Here is a 15,438-nt window from a genome sequence, read left to right as displayed (position 1 = left end):
TGCCAATTACTGCCGCGCTATGGCCATCTTGAGGTAGGCCTTGATCGCCTCTTCCTTGTCCTCGAGCGGTTCGCCGGTGACGTCGACAAGCGCCTTGTGGATGGTGCCGGAGAACGCGAAGGGCGGGCGGTATTCGTCTTCGAGCATGACAGGCGAACCGTTGTCGCTGCCAATCGTGATGCCTGCCGCAAGCCCGAACTGGAGCGGGATCGTCTTGGGCATCTCGCCCTCGCCCACTTCTTCGCCATCGACGAGCAGCCGCAATGTTGCGGGCGTTCCCATGCCTTTGGCGATGTCCGCCTGTCCCGTCGGTTCGAATTCGATGCTGAGGATGTGATCGCCCAAGGGTACGTCGTCGGCGGACGCGATCCTGCACCGCTGGTCGGCGACGTAGTTGTAGCCGTAGACCAGCTTTCCGTCCTTCATGTAGATGCAGAAGCCACCATCATTCCCGCCGATGGTGAACAGCGCGCCTTCGGCGCCGCCCTCGGGGATGGTCGCATGGACCGAGACCGAGTGCGCGGTGTTGAGCAGGCGCGGGCCCGCACTGCCGGGGACGGTCTGGGTGCCGGGATAGTAGACGTAGCGGGTGCGCCCTTCGGCGATCTGCGGACGCTCCGTGGCAAGGCGCTCGGTGGTGCGGCTGTCGATCGGCAACACATTGTACTTGCCTGCCTCGGCATACCACATGCCGATCATCTCGATCAGCCGCGCGCGTTCCTTGTCGGCAAGGTTAGTGGTTTCGGTCGGGTCGGCGTCGAGATTGTAGAGTTCCCATGATTCCGCATCGAGTGTGTTGAGCATGTCGTGGTCGATCGCATCGCCGAAGGCATGATCGGCCTCGGTGAACGAAGTGCCCGGCCGGGGGCAAACCGCACGCCAGCCGTCATGGTAGAGCGCGCGCGTGCCGAACATCTCGAAGTACTGGGTCTTGTGCAGTGCCTCGGCCGCAGGGTCCTCGAAGGAGGACTTGAGGCTGAACCCCTGGATCGGCGACTGGGTGACGCCGCGGATCGTTGGCGGTGGTTCGATCCCGAGGCAGTCAAGCACGGTGGGTACCATGTCGATACCGTGAGCGAACTGGGTGCGGATGCCGCCCTTCGGCCATGAGATCAGGAAGGGGTCGGACACGCCGCCGCGATAGGTTTCGCGCTTCCAGCGGCGGAACGGGGTGTTGCCGGCATGGGTCCAGCCCCAGGGGAAGTGGTTGAAGTACTTCGGTCCGCCGATGTCCTCGATTGCGGCAAGGTTTTGCGCGAGGTCGTCGGGCACGTTGTTGAAGAACTTGTTCTCGTTGACCGAACCCGATGGGCCGCCTTCGGCGCTCGAACCATTGTCCGAGACCAACATGATCAGCGTGTTGTCGTATTCGCCGATGTCCTTGAGGAACTGGATCAGTTCGCCGATGTAGTGGTCCGTGTGCTCGAGGAAGCCCGCGAACACCTCCATCATGCGCGCGTAGAGTTTGCGCTCGTCATCACTGAGGGCGTTCCAGTCCTGCACGTCGGGGTCATGGCGGGAGAGTTCGGCATGGGCGGGGAGGATGCCGAGCTCCTTCTGGCGCGCGAACGTCTCCCTGCGGTAAACGTCCCAGCCGCCATCGAACTTGCCCTTGTACTTGTCGGCCCATTCGACGGGCACGTGGTGGGGCGCATGCTGCGCGCCGGTGCAGAAGTACATGAAGAAGGGCTTGCTGGGTGCGACCTGCTTGGCATCGGCGATCATGCCCTTGGCCTTTTCGACGAGGTCGACCGTGAGGTGCTAGCCTTCCTCGGGGCTCTTCTCCTGTTCGAACTGCGAATTGTCGCGCACGAGCTCGGGATAGTACTGGTGCGTGTCGCCGCCGAGGAAGCCGTAGTAGCGTTCGAAGCCGCGGCCCAGCGGCCAGCGGTCGTAGGGACCTGCGGCGGAAGTCTGCTCCGTGGGCGTCAGGTGCCACTTGCCGATGGCATATGTATTGTAGCCCTGCTGGAGGAGGATTTCCGAGATGAAGCCGTTCTCGAACGGGATGATACCATTCGAGCCCGGGAAGCCCGTCGCGCGTTCGGTGATGCAGGCCATGCCGTTCGAGTGGTGGTTGCGCCCGGTGATGAAGCAGGTGCGCGAGGGCGAGCACAGCGCTGTCGTGTGCATGTTGGTGTAGAGCAGGCCGCTGGCGGCGAGCGCATCGATGTTGGGCGTCCGGATCGGGCTGCCGTAGCAGCCAAGATGGCCGAACCCGGTGTCATCAAGGACAATGAACAGGACGTTAGGAGCCCCCGCTTTCGCGCGGTTTGGGGCGGGCCATGCGGGCTGCGAGACGTCGAACGTGCGGCCAGCCACGCCGGAGAAGGCGTGACCGGATTTGTATTCGTTGAGAGCCATGTCGTTTCCTCGGTGGGGCCGCCCTGAGAACAAGGGGGCTTAGAAGCCCTGCATTGTTAGGAAGGAGGAACCTTGATGGGCCATCGGGGGCAACCCTGAGGTCACTTCGGGAAAGTCCGAGGACTGTTCAGGACGCTTTCTTTTCCTATGTTCGTAAATATTTGAGTGAAACTGGACATTGCCCCGGCGGTGTTCGTTACGAACGATCCGGCCGGGGCAATGTCCAGCGGGAGTGCTGCGGGGGGGGAGGGGTGGCAGCACTCCCGTTGGGGCGTCAGTCGTGTCCCTTGCTCATGAACTGCTCGACCACGTTCGACATGTCGAAGCTCTTGCCGCCCTGTACCGGGGGGTACTTGGCAAGCGTCCCGAGGTGTTCCTTCATGAGTTCGCCGAGCGGTCCGGTCTGCCATGAGACTTTCTGGATCAGGTGCCCGTAGCTGTCCGAGTTGTCGTAGCTTTCGAAAGGATCCATGCGGATGTTGAAGACCAGCGGCTTGGAGCGGCCGGTGATCGTGCCGTAATAGTCCTCGGTGGTGGCGAAGTGCCATTTCCACGGGCCCATGCGCAGCGCGGCGAGCTTGGATTCATTGTAGAAGAACAAGTGATTGCGTGCCGAATCTTCACTTTCTCCCTTCCAATAGGGGAGATTGTTCACGCCATCGATGTACTGCTGCTTCTCCTCCAGGACCTTTTTGTTCACGTCTTTGACACCGGCCGCGACCGCCAGCGTAGTAAACATGTCCTGATGGCACTGGATGCCGTTCTTGAGCTGCATCGGTTCGATGACACCCGGCCACTTCAGCATCGAGATGACACGGATGCCCCCCTCGTAGGTGGTCATCTTCTCGCCGCGCCATGGCGTGGTGGCGCCATGCGGCCAGGACGAGTGCTCGGGGCCGTTGTCGGTCGAGTACCAGACGATGGTATTTTCATCGAGGCCCTGTTCCTTGAGGAAGTCCAGCACGATGCCAACATCATGGTCGTGCTGCATCATGCCCGAGCCGTGCAGGTCGGCTTCCGAAGAGTACTTCTCGGCTGCATAGCGCCATTTGTCGTTGAGGCGTGTGTAGAGGTGCATGCGGCTGGTGTTGAGCCAGACGAAGAAGGGCTCGTCCGCATCCTTGGCCTTCTTCATGAATTCGAGCGCGGGCGGGATGAATTCCTTCTCGTCTACCTCGTGCATGCGGTCCTGATGGAGCGGGCCGGTATCGACGATTTTCTGCTTGCCGACTTTGCCGAAGCGCGGGTCTTCGGTCGGATCGTCCTTGTCAGTCGCCCAGCAATGCAGCACGCCGCGTGCGCCGAACTTCTTCTCGTACTCCTCGAGGCTGCCCGAATAGGCCTTTGCAAAGGCCTGATAGTCGCGTTGCTGGTCTTCTTCGGAGACGTTGAGGTGGTAGAGGTTGCCGAAGAATTCGTCGAACCCGTGGTTGGTCGGCAGGTGTTCGTTGCGGTCGCCCAGATGCGACTTGCCGAAATGGCCGGTGCGATAACCGGCGGCCTTCAGCACTTCGGCGAGGCACGGGGAGGCAGGCTGCAGGCCGAGCGGCTCGCCCGGCTGGCCGACAGTGACCATCCCCGAGCGGATCGGATACTGGCCGGTGATGAACGAGGCCCGGCCTGCCGTGCAGGAAGGTTGGGCATAGTGATCGGTAAAGCGGATGCCCTCGTAGCCGATGCTGTCGATGTTGGGCGTGGTGTAGCCCATTGTGCCCAGCCCATAGGCGCTGACGTTCTGCCAGCCGATGTCATCACCCCAGATGACCAGAATGTTGGGTCTCGATGCCATTGGCTTTCTCCGTCGATTGGGATTTTTCGGGAACGGGGCCGGACCGGAACATCTCGGTGGCGGCGAGCATTCCGGTCCTGAGGGAAATCTGGCCGCCTTCGTGACGCGGTCCTATGGGGATTTGCCCTGAGATTGGCCGGGGAGTCTGCCGGGTTGCCGGGGGCGCTGGCCCGAGCGGTCATTGTGGCGGCAAGTCCTCCGAAACTGGTGGCACCATCGGGACGTCAAAGGTGCCGGGAGGCTGAGCCTTCATCGTCTCGAGAAGCTGTTCCATCGGGCGCTGGTCTTCGGTGATGCCGCCGGAGGTCGGGCGGTCGATATCGATCACCAGAATGAGCGCGCCGCCAAAGAGGATCAGCAGGAGCGAGGCCGTGGTGCGCCCGCGCCGCCCGGCGAGAACGTAACCCAGCACGCCCGCCGCGATCAGCTGGTAGAGCACCAGCATCATGAACACTTCCACCGGCACATGGGATCGCCGCGATTGCTGGCGAGCCGAATCGAGATCGATCACTTCGTTGACGGAGCCGATGTAGGCGCTCGACAGCGGCCGGGTCTGGATGGTGGGAAAGGCGGCGACAGTAGCAGCCCAGAGCTGCTCCACCATCAGGTTGCTCGCCTTCAGGTCGTTGCGCCGGGTCTCGTTGTCTGCGGAGCGCGCGAGATCGACCCGGTTTTCCGTATAAGAAAGGAGCAGGTTGCTGATCCGCGTGCGATGCGGTTCCTCGAGCAGCTGGGTGCGCAGGTAGGTCGTGCCAATGGCGTTCGCTTCCTCGAGCACCAGCTTACGGCGGGTGTCGTAGCGATCTATGGCCAGCGCGAAAGTGAACCCGACCAGCAGGGCCAGAAGACCCATCACGGACGAGACGACATAGCCCTCCTCGCTTTTCGCACGCGGTGATACGTCATCCGCGCTTTTCGCACGCAGTTTCCAGCCGGCAAGGGCCGACAGGATCATGCCGCCGTAAATGGCAGCGGCGATCAGCCAGATGGGTGTGGTCAGCAACCAGGTTCCGAATGCCGTCATCGCCGTTCTCCAGAGGACTGGCGGCTATTTTCTGCCCGGCATTCCGGTTTGCCATCGGGACAAACCCCTGAACCGGCGAGACGAAAAGGCAGCGTTCATCGCGCGTTGAATGCCGGTTTCCGCTGAATTTCGTCTTGCGGCGATAGGGGCGCATAAATCAGGACCGGGGGGTTTCCCCGATGGTGGTCATTTTTTAACTGCGAAAAGATGGCTCACTCAGATTACGTGCAAACCAGCCCCGATGGCCAACCAGGAGGGGAAATTGAGCAGTCCAGTTCGCCGCATTGTTCTCGCCGACGATCACGAAGCGATCCGGCTTGGCGTGCGCAGCATGCTGTCTTCGCATCCTGACTGGCGGGTTATCGGAGAAGCGTCGAACGGGCGTGACGCGCTGGAGATCATCCGTTCGACCCAGCCGGATATCGCCATCCTCGACTATTCCCTGCCGATGATGAACGGCCTTGAACTCACGCGGGTGATCAAGAAGGAAATGCCGCGAGTGGAAGTGCTGATCTTCACGATGCACGATCGTGAGGATGTTCTCGCAGAACTGCTGACGGCAGGCGCGCGCGGCTATCTGCTGAAGTCGGATGCCAGCAAGCATCTGGTAGCCGCTGTCGAAGCGCTCTCGATCCGGCGGCCGTATTTTTCGGGCAATGTTTCGCAGACCCTGCTGGACCGGTTCATCGAGTCTGCAGCCAAGAACTCGGCCGGGGCGGCGCTGACTCCGCGTGAACGCGAAATCGTGCAGCTTATTGCAGAAGGGCGCCTGAACAAGGAAATCGCGGCCATTCTCGACTTGTCGATCAAGACTGTCGAAACGCACCGCGCAGCTGCCATGCACAAGCTGGACCTCAAGACGACGGCCGATCTGGTGCGTTACGCCGTGCGCAACAATATCATAGAACCCTAGTTCACGGACTGGTCTTTCCCTGTGAACAGTTCTGGCCGGTCAGCCGGATACGCTGTCGCGGACGACGGCCGTTACCGAAGTCCCATTTTCCAGCGGCCTGACCCGGATCCGGCCGCCCAGTTCGGCCATACGGGATTTCATCCCGTTGATCCCGACGCCGCTGTTGCGGTCCAGGCCGCGTCCGGTTGCGATGCCGACGCCAAAGTCACGGATGCGCAGGCACAGCCAGTTGCCGCTGCAGTGCAGCCGCATTTCTGCCCTACGCGCACCACTGTGCTTGAACACGTTCATGAGTGCTTCCTGGGCGATCCGGAACAGCGACATTTCCGTCTGCTTCGAGTTTTTGCCCTGATTGCCCCGGCATTTGAAGCCAATCTCGATGCCGGTTCTGGCGGACATCCCTGCTGCAAGCGCATCAAGTGCCCCGGGCAGACCCAAGGTTTCCAGTTCCGGCGGATGAAGCAGGTAGGCAACGCAACGCACCTGTTGCTGCAATTGTGTGACGACGTCTCCGGCATCCTTGCAAGCGATATCGGTCACCGCGCTGTCTGCCGTGCTGATGGCGTGGAGATTGAATTCAAGCCTCAACAGCAATTGCGCGGTAACATCGTGCAAATCTCGTGCAATGCTGCGCCGTTCGGCATCTCGCGCCCGAAGAAGGGCGAGTTCCATTTTCCAATGTGAAGGTGTGTGGCCGTGGGTTGCGACAGCTTGTGGGCTCTCGTGAGAGACCAATGCATAGTCGGATATCAGCATCTCTACCCCCATGTGCTTTGATGCACGGGATTTCATCCTGGAAAATATCAATTTATCGCATTGAAATTTTTATACGAAAACACCTGTATTTCAAAGACATGTTGAGGAAATTTAATTCCATCTATATTGTTTGTTTCGTTAGTTGAATATAAACCTTTTTCTACGCAAGATATCATTCTTTTGGAAGATATTTATCATAAGTGTTCTTGTCGGGTTAGCTTTTTTTGAAGAGAAGCCGCTGGGTGAAATACCTTAGGGGTTTCCCCGATCACCACGAATCACGCAGCGGAAGCCGACATGACTTGTGGAGGTATCCACCGGCTGTGCGTGGCGAGCCGCCGGGCGGTAACGGCGGCAGTAACTGGGGGCGCAAAGGTGTGATCCCCCCTTCAATACGCGACGGGGAATCCGGATATCGGGCATCGCCGGATCGTAGCTCTCGCTGATGGCGGGGCCGCGAGGGTTGCGGGGGGCGCAGCACGGACGCACGGGGACGGACCGATGCCCATCGGCGAAGAAGTCCCTTGTCCATTCCCACACATTGCCGATCATGTCGAAAATGCCGAAGCCGTTGGCCGGGTAGGTGCGAACCGGAGACGTGCGCTCGTACCCGTCAACGAGGGTGTTTTCATTCGGGAAGGCGCCTTGCCATGTGTTGGCCATGGCCTTGCCATCGGGCATGAGCTCGTCACCCCATGCAAACTCCTTCCGCTCGAGGCCGCCCCGTGCCGCATATTCCCATTCGGCCTCGGTTGGCAGATCTTTCCCGGCCCATTGGGCGTAGGCACATGCATCCGTATAGGAGACATGGATCACGGGATGGTCTTCAAGCCCTTCGGTTGTGGAGCCAGGTCCAAGGGGATGGCGCCAGTTCGCGTCAAAGCGGTAGTCCCACCACTGGCCGATGTCGGTAAGTGGCACCGGGCGACCGGGCGGCTGGAAAACAAGCGAGGCTGGACGCAGCATTTCGGGCAGGGCGCCAGGATAGTCTGCGGGATCAGGCGCGATCTCGGCTGTCGTGACATGGCCTGTCGCCGCGACAAAGGCACTGAACTGGCGATTGGTAACGGGTACCTCGTCGATCCAGAAGGGATCGACATGCACGCGATGGCATGGGGCTTCTTCCGGGTAGTGATCGTCGGATCCCATCCAGTACGTATCGCCATCGAGGTATATCATGCCATCGGCATCAGGTTTTGGTGAATTGCCGCTGTTCGACGTGACGTGTTCGCGCATGGAATCCTCCGGAACGGGTATCGTTCGTTAGCAACCAAGGTGACCACGGCCGGGGTGACCTGGCAATCGGGGGAACCCCTCGACTCTGCTTCCGGGGAAACCCTGGCGCGACTCGTCGAGCCGGGATCAGAACCGGATGCTGGCACTTGTGAGAACACGGGTTGAATCCTGGCTGGCCTGCAATTCGGCCTGCAAGGACAGATGCCTGTTCAATTCAAGATTGAGACCGGCCAGCGCGGCCCATGGGTGGCTTGCAGACATCTCGACCCGGTAACGCATGCTGATCGTATCGCCGTCGTCGAAGACCGGGCCGCTCGTCACGACCCCTTTGACGGTCGTATCGAGATCGAAATAGTTGGCCCCGAAATAGGGCGCGAGATAGGTGTCTTCACCGAGCCGGAACCTCGGGCCTGCGCGGATTCCCAGATTGGTGGAGCGTACGTCCGAGCGGTCCTGGGAGGAAATGCTCACGGTCTTGGCGATCGATCCCAGCGCGAACCAGTGTTCATTCCCGTAGATCAGCACCGTGCCCACCGTGAACGTGACATTATCCACCCTGGTTTCGATCGGCAGGTGGACCGAACCGCATGGCCTGGCCGGCCGGCAGAACGGGCGTGGAATGATCGCGTCGAGATCGATATTGACGTCGATAAGGTTCGTTCCCTTCACCTTACCCAGCGATGCGAATAGGTTTACGCCCGGGAAAAGCCACAGGTCCGCCTTGAACCCGTACAAGGTGTTGTCGCCCTCGAGCCTGTTCGTGGTCACGGCGGGCAGAGGGAGGAGAGTGGCGTCCTCTGGGGGGACATTGCCCTTGGCGACGGCGACGGCGAGGTCGCGGGAGTCGAAGTTGTTGGTGTTCTTCACGATCAGAAGACCCAGCCCCCAAGGCTCGGGAATGCGGTAGCCGCGGTTTATGGCGGCTTGCCCGCCCAGCGGAAACAGGCGCTTGCGGGTCTTTTTTCCGGTGGTGGGGCGGTCATCCGTCTGGTTGGCCGGGCACAGGAACGGGACGCTGTCGCTATTCCGGATCGATGGATCGCATGGCGGTGCGGGAAGCGGTTCTTCGGATGGTTGCGCATACTCGCGCGGTTCGAGCGCGGAGTCCTGAGCCTGGGCCGTGTTTGCTCCCAAAATGCAGAGCAGGACAAGGGGCAGGGAGACAACGCGTTCAGACATGCTGTGAGGATGTCCCGCCGGCAGCGAGTCCGCCATCGGGATTTGCCCCGGGACAAAGGTAGGTGCTGCCGCTCAGCCGCCGGTCGCTCCGGGTTAAACCCGATAGGAAGCGGATGACGGCTCTGCCTAGGGTGAGGGTCTGGATATCGCTTTCGGGACAGAACGAATGCGCACCCTTGCCTTTCCGTCATGCGTCCTGCTGCTGATCGCCACATCCATGCCCTTTGCCGGTCGGGCCCAGGCTCAGGCGGCCTATATTCCGACCGAAATGGAAGATCAGGCGGACACGCTCCGCGACGCGCCTGCCTCAGATGGCGCCGCCGCCGGCAAATCTGCCGACCTTGTGATCGCGCCGTTGCCGGTGTCCAATCCGGCTCTGGGAACGGGGGCGGCACTGGCTGGCGTGCTCTACTACAATCCCAACGATGCACCCCAGCCCTGGGTTACCGGCGTCGCGGCCGGGTATACCAGCACCGACAGCTGGGGCGGCGGGCTGTTCCACCAGATGTCGCTGGACGATGACCGTTTCAGGATCAGTGGGCTTGCCGGGTATGGCGATGCCAAGCTGAAATTTTACGGCATTGGTCCACAGGCCGGAGCAGCTGGCATTTCAGTGAATCTGAGGGACAGGGGGTTGAAGGCCTATATCGACGGGCAGGTGCGCCTGTTCGATCATGGGCTGCTTTCCAGGCTGCATCTGGGTGTGAGGGTGAGCTATCTGCGCATCCGCTCATCCATCAGCATTCCGACGCCTGATCACCCTGAGCTTGAACTGCCGGGCGTTGAACTGCGCAGCAATGTCAACGCGATCGGCCCGTCTTTCACATTTGATTCCCGTGACCATCCCTTCAATCCTCGCAAGGGCGTGCTGGTCACGGGAACATGGATGTTCGGCGCTGGCTTCCTCGGCAGTGATTTCCAACATCGCAAGCTGGAGATCCTGTCGACTGCGTACTTTCCTGTGGCCAGGCAAACGGTACTGGCCGTCCGCAGGGCTTTGTGCGCGGTAAAGGGCAAGGCGCCGTTCTACGATCTGTGCCTTTTCGGGCAGCACGCCGACCTGCGTGGCTACGAGGCAGGCCGGTATCGCGACCGGGCAAGCTGGGTCCTGCAGGGCGAAGTAAGGCAGAAAATCTCGAGGCGGTTCGGGGTGGTCGGCTTTGCAGGGGTGGGTGGCATCGCGCCGAGCGCTGGCGACATATGGAAGCACAGCCATGTATTGGCCTCCGGCGGGGCAGGCCTGCGCTATCTCGCTTCGGAGTCCAACAATGTGAACCTGCGGTTCGATGTCGCCTGGGGCAAGGACGGATCCGCGATCTATTTCGGGATCGGCGAAGCATTCTGAAGGCGCCGGCGGTGCGCACCCCGGGGGTCACAGTCCGCCGCTATGGGATCGATCAGCCCTGCCGCCGGGGGTAATCCCCGATTAGCCGCCGGTCCTTGACGGTTAAACTGGACGTTCAACGCAATTGCGGGAGGACGGCCATGGGGAACCGCAGGACAGGACGGTGCAGCGCCAGGACGGGAACGGCCATGGCGGTGCTGCTGGCGCTCGGTGCGTCCGGACATGCTCACGCTACGGAAGGCGCGGCGTCGCTCTACCTGCTTGGCTCGGGCGGGCCCGCGGCCGCAGTCATGCCGCCGGTGGAGGGTGTGTATTTCGACAAGGTCATCTACGTCTACGACGGTGATGCAAAGGCCGAGCGGGAATTTCCCCTCAACGGGAATATCGTTGCCGGCCTCGATGCCACGATCGTCGCGGATTTCACGACCTTGCTGTTCGTTCCCAGCACCGACTTTCTGGGCGGGACGCTGGCCGTCGGAGTGACCGCTCCGCTGGGCGCGCCGATGCTCGACGTTGACGCGGTCCTCACCGGTCCGGGTGGCGCTGCCCTTACGGCCCGGCGGCGCGATACCGCGTTGACGACGGGAGATCCCGTCGGGCTGGTGATGCTCGGCTGGCATGGCGAGAAGGTTCACCTTGAACTCTCGTCGATGATCAATGTGCCCGTCGGCAATTACCGTGAGGGGCAGCTGGCCAATCTTTCGCTGCATCGCTGGGCCGTGGACGGTTCGGCCGCAGTGAGCTGGCACGACCCTGCCTCTGGCTGGGACCTGTCCGCCAAGGCCGGATACACGTTCAATGGAAAGAACGACGATACCGGCTACGACAGCGGCGACGAAGTCCATGTCGAGGCAGCGGTGGAAAAGGCATTCTCGCCCAGGTTTTCCTTGGGCGTACAAGGGTACTACGCTAGGCAAATCAGCAACGACAACGGTGTGCTGGGGCCGTTTCGCGGGGAAACCGTGGCGGTTGGCGTGACCGCTGCGACGAATGTCGTCATGGCGGGGGTGCCTGCGACCTTCCGGACGCGCGTGTTCCGGGAACTGGAAACGACTAACCGACTCAAGGGCATGTCGTTCTGGCTCGATTTCTCGGTTCCGATTTCCATGAACCTGCCGCAGCAGTGAGTTTTCCGGGGAGGCCTGATGACCATGGAAGAAATCCTCATGACATTTGCCTCGGCCTCGGCACTGATGCTCGAAGGCGTCGTCGCGGTGCTGGTCATGTATGGTGCCGTCGAGGCGCTGGCGCGCATGGCGGTCCATCTCGTCGTGCAAAGCGAAAGCGTGACAAGGCGCCTGATCTGGATGCGCTTCGCCCAGTGGATTATTCTGGCGCTGGAGTTCGCGCTCGGCGCGGACATCATTCGCACCGCCATTTCCCCCTCGTGGGACGACGTCGGCAAACTTGCTGCCATCGCCGCGATCCGCACAGGACTGAGCTTTTTCCTCGAACGCGACATCGAGGCGTTTGAAGAGCCGGACATGAGGGGGGCGGCCGAAGGGTGAAGGTGCGTCCCGGGTCTTCTATTCGAACGGACTGAGTCCGAAGGCAACGGTCAGCACAGCGAGGACACCCACGACAAACAGCCCCATTGCCACAAGCAGGCTCACCGATATCGGGTAGGCGCTGTCGCCATGGATGAGGGTGTCGGCCACCAGTTCCTTGCGCCGTGCGCGCAGTTCGTTGGCGAACTGGACGTGGCGCCAGATTCCGCCCGTGAGGATGAGCAAACCCAGAACGATCAGGCTCAGGCCGAAATTGCGGGGGGCATGGGAATCGGCGATCGCTACGGCCGCACTCAGCCGGCGGAACGTCTCGTACAAGGTGAATCCGAAACCTATCATTGACAGCGACGTGCGGATTTCGGCCATCAAGGTTCTGTCGGCCGCCATGCGGGTTCGCTGGAGGGCCATCCCCGTGCGTCGCATTCCCAGTTCGGTGCGTGTCCCGGAGAGGTCGGTGCGGAACTCGGACAAGTCCGTGCGGTGTTCCGAGAGACTGGTTCTACGGCGCGACAGGCCCGTGCGGAACCGGGAGTAGATGGTTGAGGCCTCGGCCGCCTCATCCGCGCCGATCGTGGGAAGCTCGGGCACGTCCTCGGGCTCGGACCGTGCCGGCCGGGCGAATGATTCTGCGGGCGATTGGCCTGTCATCTGGCTTGTGCTCCGGGTTGCTGGTCTGGTTCGCAGTCTGGAAGACACCGGTATCAGGGAGCAATCAGGGTAATCCCGCCCGGGAAGGCCCGCGGTTCCTGAGGTGGCGGCTGGAGCGGCGGCAACAGACTGTCGATTTGGCGGTATTTCCCGGCTCCGACCGGGGCTGGCCCTGATGGCTGCCCGGGCCGCCAGCATCGATACCTTGAGGGCTTGCTGTCTCACCTGACGGGATTGCGGTGATCTTCAAACGGGATCGGATACCACGAGATGCATTTTACTTTTTCCGGAAGGGCGCTCGCCGCCGCAGCACTGCTGGTTTCCTGTGCAGTTCACGCTCAGGATGCCGAAGAAGCGGGCAATGGACAGGGGCTGGCGGAGCAGCTGGCGAACCCGATTTCCAACCTGATCTCGGTACCGTTCCAGTTCAACTACGACTGCTGCTACGGGCCGGCCGACGGGGACCGCTTTACACTTAACATTCAGCCGGTCATTCCTGTTTCGGCTTCATCCGACTGGAACCTGATTACCCGCACCATCCTGCCGGTAATCTCCCAGTCCGAGACCGTTCGCGGTCAAGGGGGCGACACCGGGCTGGGCGATACGGTGCAGAGCTTCTTCCTGTCCCCAAAGGCATCCAGCAATGGACTGGTCTGGGGCGTAGGACCCGTCATTCTCTGGCCTACTGGCAATTCTACCTTTGGCTCCAAGAAGTTCGGTGCCGGGCCCACTGCTGTTGTCCTGAAGCAAGGTGGGGGGATGACTTTCGGTCTGCTGGCCAACCACATCTGGTCGTTCGCCGGAAAGTCCGAGCGGGAAGACATCAGCGCGACGTTCATCCAGCCCTTCATCACGAAAACGCTGCCGGATTCGACGAGTTTCGGCCTCAACACCGAGACCACCTATGACTGGAAGCACAAGACCTGGACCGTGCCGGTCAACGCGACCGTCAGCCATGTTTTTGCATTCGGCAAACAGCCGGTCAGCCTCGGCGTGGGCGCGAAATACTATGCAGAGCGTCCGGCCGGAGGCCCCGAATGGGGGGCGCGGTTCGTGATGACCCTGCTTTTCCCGAAATGATCGGAACAACCATTGCCGATCGGGGGCAAGCAGCCTTGGCAGGCAGGGTCGATAGCGCCGCTAATGGGAGAAAACCCCGATAGGGACCGCCGAGATCAGGGCCAATAGTTCGGGCGGATCGAACGCTGGCCCCACACCCCCCAAGGCTTGCCCGACAGGGCAGGAAGGCGGGGTTTCCAGCCGGGAAAGAGGAATGATGCAATGGCCAATCCAGGAACTTTCCGACGTGCTCTTACTACCCTTGCCTTTGTGGGAACATGCGTGTCGGCCTCTGCATGGGCGCAGGCCGCGGACCAGCCCGAGGCGGACGACTCCCTGATCGATCAGGACGCTTTCGACGCGCTGGACCACATGGCGCAGTACCTGCAGACGCTGACGTCCTTCGAAGTCAAATCGGATGTCACGACGGAAGTGGTCCTGGAGGGCGGACAGAAGGTCCAGTTCGGCGGTGCACTGGACCTCAAGGTTCACAGGCCCGATGCCTTCAAGATCGTCGCCGCGTCTGACACCCGCACGCGCGAGATGTACTATGACGGCAAGCTCTTCACGATCTATGCCCCTGTGCTGGGATATTACGCCGACTTCGCTGCGCCGCCGACGATCGGCCTGACCCTGGACAAGGCCCGCACCGAATACGACATCGAAATACCGCTGGCTGATCTGTTTACCTGGGGCACCGATCAGACGATCCGGGCGCGCATCAAGGAGGCCCTGGTCATCAGGCCCGAGCACATCGGCAATCGCACCTGCATGCACTACGCTTTCCGGCAGGAAAAGGTCGACTGGCAGCTCTGGCTTGAAGAGAGCGACAAGCCGTTGCCTTGCAAGATCATCATAACCAGCCGCGTCGATCCGGCGATGCCGCAATATACCGCGGTTCTTCACTGGGACACCGCGATGAACATTCCCGCATCGACGCTGGCGTTCACGCCGCCTGCCACGGCGAAGCGCATCACCATCGCCGAAGCCGCAGGACAGAAGGGAGACGATCAATGACTGGCATCCACTCTCGCGGCGTCGCCGCATCAGCCACGCTGGTATTGGTCCTTGCCAGTGTCCCCGCCAGCGGCTTTGCGTTTCGCTCGGGTCATGGCGGACCGGGCGTCGGCAACGCCCACGAAACGGGGGCGCATCTCGCACCTCCGAAAAAGCCCGGCGGCGGTGGCGGAGGGCGGCCAGCCGCAGGCGGCAAAAGGCCCGGTGGTGGCGGTGGAGGACATTCCCGTCCTCGTCCGCCCGCGCGTGGCAATGCCAACGTCAACGTCAATCACAACGTCAACGTGAACTACAACGACCGGGGCCATCACGGCGGTCACTATAACCATCATGACCATTGGGACGACTGGGACGATCACTGGCATCCGGCGCGGACTGCGGCCACGGTGGCCGTGACCGCTGCCGTAGTGGGCTCGATCGTGCGTAGTGTCCCGCCGAACTGCAGCACTGTGGCTGTGAACGGGATCAGCTACTCGCAATGCGGCAACACCTGGTATCAGCCGCAGTATTCCGGTTCCTCCGTGCAATATGTGGTGGTCAATCCGCCGCGCTGACCGATTGGCGCGGCATCCCGCCGCGCCGCATCCTGGGGGACATCCC

At 61.5% G+C, this 15,438-nt stretch carries 13 protein-coding genes and 1 pseudogene; 7 read left to right on the top strand and 7 right to left on the bottom strand.

What is annotated here, in order from left to right:
- Nucleotides 1-6: 6 nt before the first annotated feature.
- From MTR64_RS07425 to MTR64_RS07415, 3 genes and pseudogenes are all read right to left on the bottom strand, one after another.
- Nucleotides 7-2,364: pseudogene (locus tag MTR64_RS07425) on the bottom strand (arylsulfatase).
- A 274-nt stretch (nucleotides 2,365-2,638) separates the two neighbouring features.
- Nucleotides 2,639-4,153, bottom strand: coding sequence for an arylsulfatase (locus MTR64_RS07420; protein ID WP_243992397.1), 1,515 nt, complete (start codon nucleotides 4,151-4,153; stop codon nucleotides 2,639-2,641).
- A 178-nt stretch (nucleotides 4,154-4,331) separates the two neighbouring features.
- A complete protein-coding gene (locus MTR64_RS07415; RefSeq protein WP_243992395.1) occupies nucleotides 4,332-5,177 on the bottom strand; it encodes a hypothetical protein in 846 nt (281 codons plus the stop codon).
- A gap of 262 nt (nucleotides 5,178-5,439) precedes the next feature.
- Here MTR64_RS07415 and MTR64_RS07410 point away from each other — a divergent pair, with 262 nt between their 5' ends.
- Nucleotides 5,440-6,090 carry a response regulator gene (locus tag MTR64_RS07410; protein WP_243992393.1) on the top strand — a complete coding sequence of 217 codons (651 nt, stop codon included), beginning with the start codon at nucleotides 5,440-5,442 and terminating at the stop codon, nucleotides 6,088-6,090.
- A 39-nt stretch (nucleotides 6,091-6,129) separates the two neighbouring features.
- Here MTR64_RS07410 and MTR64_RS07405 read toward each other — a convergent pair whose 3' ends face one another.
- The 3 genes from MTR64_RS07405 to MTR64_RS07395 all read right to left on the bottom strand — a co-directional run bounded on the left by MTR64_RS07405 (nucleotide 6,130) and on the right by MTR64_RS07395 (nucleotide 9,297).
- A complete protein-coding gene (locus MTR64_RS07405; protein WP_243992391.1) occupies nucleotides 6,130-6,762 on the bottom strand; it encodes a sensor histidine kinase in 633 nt (210 codons plus the stop codon).
- A gap of 336 nt (nucleotides 6,763-7,098) precedes the next feature.
- The gene (locus MTR64_RS07400; protein ID WP_243992389.1) at nucleotides 7,099-8,082 is read right to left on the bottom strand and encodes a formylglycine-generating enzyme family protein; all 984 of its coding nucleotides are present in this window, start codon (nucleotides 8,080-8,082) and stop codon (nucleotides 7,099-7,101) included.
- A gap of 126 nt (nucleotides 8,083-8,208) precedes the next feature.
- Complete coding sequence (locus MTR64_RS07395) at nucleotides 8,209-9,297, bottom strand: autotransporter outer membrane beta-barrel domain-containing protein (RefSeq protein ID WP_243992387.1); 1,089 nt, start codon at nucleotides 9,295-9,297, stop codon at nucleotides 8,209-8,211.
- Nucleotides 9,298-9,427: 130 nt separating this feature from the next.
- On the opposite strand from MTR64_RS07395, the gene MTR64_RS07390 reads away from it, so the two are divergent.
- The 3 genes from MTR64_RS07390 (at nucleotide 9,428) to MTR64_RS07380 (ending at nucleotide 12,114) form a co-directional block, all read left to right on the top strand.
- The gene (locus tag MTR64_RS07390; RefSeq protein ID WP_243992385.1) at nucleotides 9,428-10,606 is read left to right on the top strand and encodes a BamA/TamA family outer membrane protein; all 1,179 of its coding nucleotides are present in this window, start codon (nucleotides 9,428-9,430) and stop codon (nucleotides 10,604-10,606) included.
- 140 nt (nucleotides 10,607-10,746) lie between these two features.
- Nucleotides 10,747-11,733, top strand: coding sequence for a SphA family protein (locus tag MTR64_RS07385; RefSeq protein WP_243992384.1), 987 nt, complete (start codon nucleotides 10,747-10,749; stop codon nucleotides 11,731-11,733).
- Between the two features lie 18 nt (nucleotides 11,734-11,751).
- The gene (locus MTR64_RS07380) at nucleotides 11,752-12,114 is read left to right on the top strand and encodes a DUF1622 domain-containing protein (RefSeq protein WP_243992383.1); all 363 of its coding nucleotides are present in this window, start codon (nucleotides 11,752-11,754) and stop codon (nucleotides 12,112-12,114) included.
- A gap of 18 nt (nucleotides 12,115-12,132) precedes the next feature.
- Here MTR64_RS07380 and MTR64_RS07375 read toward each other — a convergent pair whose 3' ends face one another.
- Nucleotides 12,133-12,762, bottom strand: a complete 630-nt coding sequence (locus tag MTR64_RS07375; protein WP_243992382.1) for a YidH family protein — start codon at nucleotides 12,760-12,762, stop codon at nucleotides 12,133-12,135.
- A gap of 270 nt (nucleotides 12,763-13,032) precedes the next feature.
- Here MTR64_RS07375 and MTR64_RS07370 point away from each other — a divergent pair, with 270 nt between their 5' ends.
- The 3 genes from MTR64_RS07370 (at nucleotide 13,033) to MTR64_RS07360 (ending at nucleotide 15,392) form a co-directional block, all read left to right on the top strand.
- Entirely contained in the window at nucleotides 13,033-13,842 is an 810-nt protein-coding gene (locus MTR64_RS07370) for a hypothetical protein (RefSeq protein ID WP_243992381.1), read from the top strand.
- A gap of 261 nt (nucleotides 13,843-14,103) precedes the next feature.
- Entirely contained in the window at nucleotides 14,104-14,838 is a 735-nt protein-coding gene (locus MTR64_RS07365) for a DUF2092 domain-containing protein (protein WP_243992380.1), read from the top strand.
- On the top strand, nucleotides 14,835-15,392 hold the full coding sequence (locus MTR64_RS07360; RefSeq protein WP_243992379.1) for a hypothetical protein: 558 nt from the start codon (nucleotides 14,835-14,837) through the stop codon (nucleotides 15,390-15,392). Before MTR64_RS07365 ends, MTR64_RS07360 begins: the two co-directional genes overlap by 4 nt.
- Nucleotides 15,393-15,438: the final 46 nt, after the last annotated feature.

The organism is Novosphingobium album (ex Hu et al. 2023) (assembly GCF_022832385.1).
Taxonomy (GTDB): domain Bacteria; phylum Pseudomonadota; class Alphaproteobacteria; order Sphingomonadales; family Sphingomonadaceae; genus Novosphingobium; species Novosphingobium album.
Note: the sequence above shows the minus strand (reverse complement) of the source record. Positions and strands in the feature narration are given on the sequence as shown.